The organism is Caldibacillus sp. 210928-DFI.2.18, from assembly GCF_020554505.1.
Lineage (GTDB): Bacteria > Bacillota > Bacilli > Bacillales > Caldibacillaceae > Caldifermentibacillus > Caldifermentibacillus hisashii.
Map to the genome: position 1 here is coordinate 1 of NZ_JAJCHL010000133.1, position 6107 is coordinate 6107.

At 40.2% G+C, this 6107-nt stretch carries 5 protein-coding genes; all 5 read left to right on the forward strand.

Going from position 1 to position 6107, the window contains the following annotated elements:
* Window positions 1–224 precede the first annotated feature (224 nt).
* The 5 genes from pdaA to rlmD all read left to right on the forward strand — a co-directional run bounded on the left by pdaA (window position 225) and on the right by rlmD (window position 5831).
* On the forward strand, window positions 225–1001 hold the full coding sequence (gene pdaA, locus LIZ98_RS16570; RefSeq protein ID WP_375293596.1) for a delta-lactam-biosynthetic de-N-acetylase: 777 nt from the start codon (window positions 225–227) through the stop codon (window positions 999–1001).
* A 653-nt stretch (window positions 1002–1654) separates the two neighbouring features.
* Complete coding sequence (dhaK, locus tag LIZ98_RS16575; protein ID WP_108897578.1) at window positions 1655–2650, forward strand: dihydroxyacetone kinase subunit DhaK; 996 nt, start codon at window positions 1655–1657, stop codon at window positions 2648–2650.
* 221 nt (window positions 2651–2871) lie between these two features.
* On the forward strand, window positions 2872–3492 hold the full coding sequence (gene dhaL, locus LIZ98_RS16580) for a dihydroxyacetone kinase subunit DhaL (protein ID WP_227140300.1): 621 nt from the start codon (window positions 2872–2874) through the stop codon (window positions 3490–3492).
* Window positions 3493–3612: 120 nt separating this feature from the next.
* Window positions 3613–3993: a dihydroxyacetone kinase phosphoryl donor subunit DhaM gene (gene dhaM, locus LIZ98_RS16585; protein ID WP_034768396.1), complete on the forward strand. Its 381-nt coding sequence runs from the start codon at window positions 3613–3615 to the stop codon at window positions 3991–3993.
* 452 nt (window positions 3994–4445) lie between these two features.
* On the forward strand, window positions 4446–5831 hold the full coding sequence (gene rlmD / locus LIZ98_RS16590; protein WP_227140299.1) for a 23S rRNA (uracil(1939)-C(5))-methyltransferase RlmD: 1386 nt from the start codon (window positions 4446–4448) through the stop codon (window positions 5829–5831).
* The last annotated feature ends 276 nt before the right edge of the window (window positions 5832–6107 follow it).

The window sequence follows — 6107 nt, forward strand, 5'->3', positions numbered from 1 at the left end:
TTTTAATGGACATTTTTGTTCGGTATTTTGAAGGTTTTGTCCAATAAAGCGTGATAATCCAATAGACGGTTCAGCACCATTTTTTAACAGTATCGTTCAATAAGTGAGCTACCGACTTCCCTACAAAACGCAGTTCCACTTTTTTAGCATGATTTCCTTTCCTTATGACAAACTAAGAAAAAAGGAAAGGATGGATAACTTTGAAAAGGTGCTTAATGTTATATATGACCGTCATATGCCTGTTTTTTGCACACGGAATGTCAGCAACTGCCGTCTCCAATTCAGCGATTCATTGGGGATTTAAAAAAGCAGAAAATGAAGTGCCACCGGAAACAGGGGCAAACTATGATGAATTACTGAAAAAATATAATGCATTTTATAAAGCCGATCCAACTGAAAAGGTTGTATATTTAACATTCGATAACGGTTATGAGAATGGTTATACCGAAAAAATTTTAGATGTTTTAAAAAAGGAACAAGTTCCCGCTACTTTTTTTGTAACGGGTCATTATCTTAATTCCGCAGCGGATTTGGTAAAGCGTATGGTAAAAGAAGGCCATATTGTCGGCAATCATTCGTGGAGCCATCCGGATTTTACCCAAATTAATGATGCGAAAATCAAGGAAGAGCTGGATAAAGTCAAGCAAAAAACAAAAGAATTGACGGGTCAAGAGGAAATGATATTCATGCGACCGCCGCGGGGAATCTTTAGTGAGCGCACATTGAAAGTTGCGAAAGATGCGGGTTATATCCATGTCTTTTGGTCGCTTGCTTTTGTTGATTGGAAAACCGACCAACAAAAGGGATGGGAATATTCGTACAACGAAATTATGAAACAAATTCACCCGGGGGCCGTCATCCTTCTACATACAGTTTCAAAAGATAATGCGGATGCATTGGAAAAGGCCATTGTCGACCTAAAAAAACGAGGCTATACATTCAAAAGCCTAAACGACTACGTATTGAGTCAGCAGTTTGGAAAGAATAAGATTTTTTATTGAGGAGAAGGTTTTAATACAAATATTGAATACGACCAAAAAGGAGATATAAAAAACTTTATGTGACAATGGTTTTTATTATTGTAGTTTAAACAGTCGTTTTTTTAAAAGATGTCTTTTTGATACTGACCGAATGCTTTTGTAATTTAATACTTCAGTCATCGGCTGTCAGACGTTTCCAAAAAAAAGAAGCGATTTTCTGAAAGCCGACCTTCCAATACTTTCTTCATGCATCGAAACTTGAAATGGGGCTTAAATGATTCGTTATGGAAACACACATCTTGCGCCCCAACACCAAATATCGAGACAACCTTATAGATTAATCATTGGACAGACTATCAAGCATTTCCTGAAGTTCTTCATCTCCTTGAATGCTATCCAATGGTTATCACCCAAAAAGGTTTTAAGGAAAGATTTGCGCCAAATATAGTACTAACAATTTTTATCAAGACACAGTATATTGTCATTTGAGCGTAAATGTTTTTGAAAAATAGGCTTTTTGAGTGCTAATCATCCAATAAGTTCCATTAATTGTTTTGCCTTCACTGATGATTTTTTTAGAAATAGTAAAGATCCAACCCACATTTTACAAAGCATATGTTAAAATATGGATAGATCACTGGTTTTCAATAATCAAAATGCAGGGAGTGAAGAACGTGAAAAAAATCATCAACCATCCGGAACATGTGGTAACAGAAATGTTAGAAGGTTTAGTTGCTGCTTATCCAAACCAATTAAAACTCATTGACGGGCGGGCGGTTGTGACAAGAAAGGATGTACCGGTAGCGAATAAAGTCGGAATTATTAGCGGTGGAGGAAGCGGTCATGAACCTGCCCATGCCGGTTATGTGGGTCAAGGAATGCTCGATGCAGCCGTTGCCGGAGAGGTATTTACCTCGCCAACCCCTGATCAAATTTTGGAAGCGATTAAAGCCGTTGACAGTGGGAAAGGTGTATTTATGGTTGTCAAAAATTATACAGGTGACGTTATGAATTTTGATATGGCTGCGGAATTGGCTGAAATGGAAGGAATTCAAGTGGACAAAGTCGTAGTCAATGATGATGTGGCAGTAGAAGATAGTACATTTACGACCGGTCGCCGTGGAATTGCCGGGACCATTTTGGTTCATAAAATTGCCGGTGCAAAGGCGGAAATGGGAGGTACATTAGCTGATGTGAAAGAGGTTGCGGAAAAAGTGGTGAAAAATGTTCGTTCGATGGGAATGGCGATTAGTCCATGTACACCACCGGCCGTAGGAAAACCGAGCTTTACATTAGGAGAAAATGAAATGGAAATCGGTCTTGGCATCCACGGCGAGCCGGGTACCGAACGGAAACCCCTTGCGACAGCCGATGAAATTGCCACAGAATTGACCGATCATATTTTTAAAGATATGCCGCTATCAAGTGGTGATGAAGTTGCTGTCATGATTAACGGGTTAGGTGCAACCCCTGAGATGGAACTCTTCATTGTCAATCGAAAAGTGAATCAAATTTTAAAAGAAAAAGGGATTGCGGTTTATGAAACATTCGTTGGAAATTTCATGACATCCCTTGAAATGGCCGGTTGTTCCGTCACCCTTTTAAAATTGGATGACGAATTGAAAGACTTACTGGCTGCTCATGCCAATACACCTGCATTTAAAAAATAACCGGTTGACTGGTGTCGAGGAAATGGAACAATAATCCGGGCATTTTAAAAAATACAGTTTGACTGTGCCGAAAAAATGAACAGTAATTTGATCATTAAAAAAAACGGGTTGAACAGTGTCGGGAATAAGATCAGTAATCCGGGCATAAAAAAAACGAGTGGATAGTGCCGGAAAATGGAGCAGTAATCCCGGCACTTTAGCAATAACTGGAGGGTTCAATTATGGAATTAACAGTTAAAAAAGCAAAACTTTGGATGGAAGCACTAAACGAAAAGATCCAAAAACATAAAGAATATTTATCCGAGCTGGACCAGGCCATTGGTGACGGAGACCATGGGGTAAATATGGCAAGAGGTTTCCAAGAAGTAATGAATAAACTATCCGATGCCGATTATGCGACCCCCTCGGATTTGCTGAAAGATGTTGCCATGGTGTTAATGTCAAAAGTCGGTGGTGCATCCGGTCCGTTGTATGGCACAGCTTTTTTAAAAATGGCGATGGCAACGAAAAATAAGGAAAAATTGACTGAAGAGGACTTGACGCTTGCGGTAGAAGAAGCAATTAAAGGTCTGGAGCAACGAGGTAAGGCAAAGCTTAAAGATAAAACAATGTTGGATGTATGGATTCCTGTTCATCATTATATGAAGCAAAACAGTCCGATTGATTGGGGAAATTTGGAGGCAACGGCAAAAGGTGCAATGGAAGCAACAAAAGAATTGCTGGCGTTGAAAGGGAGAGCCGCTTACTTAAAAGAGCGATCGGTAGGTCATATCGATCCGGGGTCAGTATCGTCCTACTACTTATTTCAAACATTAGCGGAAACGATGAGAGAAGGGGACTAATCGATGACCAATGTGAGCTCGTTCTAATTTCACATAGTAAAAAAAGAAGGGACAAATTAAAGGCCGATGTGAGCTCGTTCTAAATTTCACATAGTTTAAAAATAGAGAAGGAGCAAATTTATGACCAATGTAGGAATCGTTCTAATTTCTCATAGTCCAAAAATTGCAGAAGGAGCAAAAGAGCTAATTGAGCAAGTCGTAAAAAATGTCCCTGTTGCAGCTGCAGGCGGGACAGATACAAATGAAATCGGTACAAATGTGGAAAAAATATTATCAGCCATTGATCAAGTATATAGTGAAGCAGGCGTCATCCTTTTTTATGACTTAGGAAGTGCAATGATGAATGCCGAAGTCGCCATCGAATTGGCGGGAAAAGGAAATATCAGAATTGCCGAAAATGTACCCATTGTAGAAGGTGCCTATGTGGGAGCGGTAGAATCCGGAATGGGGCATGGCATCGAGCAAATTTTGGAAAGCTTAGGAAAATCTTTTAAAAAATAACAGGAAAAAAATCATCGAAAACACCTTCGAAATTTACTAAATCAACTTTCGGGGGTGCTTTCTTTTTAGGAGTGTGGGGCTTTCTTAAAAATCTCGCCTGAAGTCATGCAGAGCTTTGTTGCGGTAGTTGGATTAAATACGCTGCTACCCAATGGAGCAATCACAATCAACGTCTAGGAAAACTTGAAAAAGAAATTACTCAAATCAAACGGGCAGTAATAGAAACACGTGACAGGGTCATTGAACTAAAAAAAAAGCCAAGAAATATAAGATACATATTTAGACCAGGAAACAGAAAATAGGGAATAAAACGTAAGAAATGAGACTCTTAGCTTGAATTTTTGCCTTCTTTCTAAAACATAATTGAGTTTGGCCAAAAGTTGACTTTCCCTTTCCCCTAAACTACCATATGTTAAAGAATACTATTTCAAACGTAATAAAGGATGAACTTGATGAAAAAATTAACAAACACTAGTGTCAACATACATAAGGGACAAGTGTTTCCAGTAACGATAAAAAGGCTTGGAATCAACGGGGAAGGTGTCGGCTATTTTAAAAAGCAAGTGGTGTTTGTGCCAAATGCATTGCCCGGTGAAGAAGTGGTTGTCGAGGCGACCAACATCCATAATCATTTTGCGGAAGGCCGGATCAAGAAAATCCGTAAAAAATCGCCTCACCGTGTCAACCCCCCATGCCCAATTTACGAAGATTGCGGAGGTTGTCAGCTTCAGCACTTGGCGTATAGCCAACAACTTGTCGAAAAACGGGATATCCTTATTCAAGCACTGGAACGCCATACGAAATTGGACATTGAAAAACTTGATATACGGCCGACAATCGGGATGGATGACCCATGGCTTTATCGAAACAAATCCCAATTCCAGCTTGGTGAAATTAAAGGAAATTACATAGCAGGCCTCTATAGTATAAACTCTCATCGCCTCATTGACATTCCCAACTGCATCGTTCAACATCCGGCAACGAATAAAGCGGTGCGTGTAGTTAAAGAAATATTGAGCGATTTACATATTCCGGTGTACGATGAGCGGAAACGGACGGGCTTGGTGCGGACAATTGTTGCCCGAGTAGCGGTAGGAACGGGCGATGTTCAAGTTGTTTTAATAACCGCAAAGAAAGATTTGCCAAAAAAAGAATTAATTATAGCTGAAATTCAAAAGCGTCTTCCTGAGGTGAAATCGATTATCCAAAATATCAATGAAAAAAAAACGTCACTAATCTTTGGTGATGAGTCACTGCAACTTGGCGGAGAGGAAACGATTCAGGAAGTTTTGGGTGATATCAGCTTTGAATTATCTTCCCGTGCCTTTTTCCAATTAAATCCAATTCAAACGGTGAAGCTTTATGATGAAGTGAAAAAAGCTGCGGGACTAACGGGAAAGGAAAAAGTGGTCGATGCCTATTGCGGTGTTGGAACAATTGGGCTTTGGTTGGCGGATAAGGCCGGAGAAGTTCGCGGCATGGACGTGGTCAAAGAGGGAATTCGTGATGCGAGGAAAAACGCAGAACGACTCGGTCTGAAAAATGCTCATTATGAAGTCGGTAAAGCCGAAACCGTTATGCCGAAATGGGTGAAAGCAGGATGGAGGCCGGATGTTGTTGTCGTTGATCCACCCCGAGCCGGCTGCGACGAAACACTCCTCGATACCATCTTAAAAACAGGTGCCAAAACGGTCGTGTACGTCTCCTGCAACCCATCGACATTGGCGAAAGACTTGAATAAGTTGATGAAAAAGTACAAGATAGAGTACATGCAGCCGGTCGACATGTTCCCGCAGACTAGCCATGTGGAGACGGTCTGTCTGATGTCTAAAAAGTAAAGCCTGAAAAGCCTTGAGAATATTGAGTTTTATATAATGAAGTTAAATCTGTCTACTCGGCCTAAGCCCTCGATGTTCATGGAAACATATCGAGGGTGTTTTTTGGTCTAAATTTGAGCCATAAAATAGGTAGGGTTGAGTTGACAGATTAGATAAAATCGTAGGGTCGAGGAGATAGGATAGATATACATGGGGTTAAACAGATAATTGATTGAGAAAACGTAAGCCCCCATTCAAACAACGCATATAAATCAACAGCACCTCTTGTTAAAATTG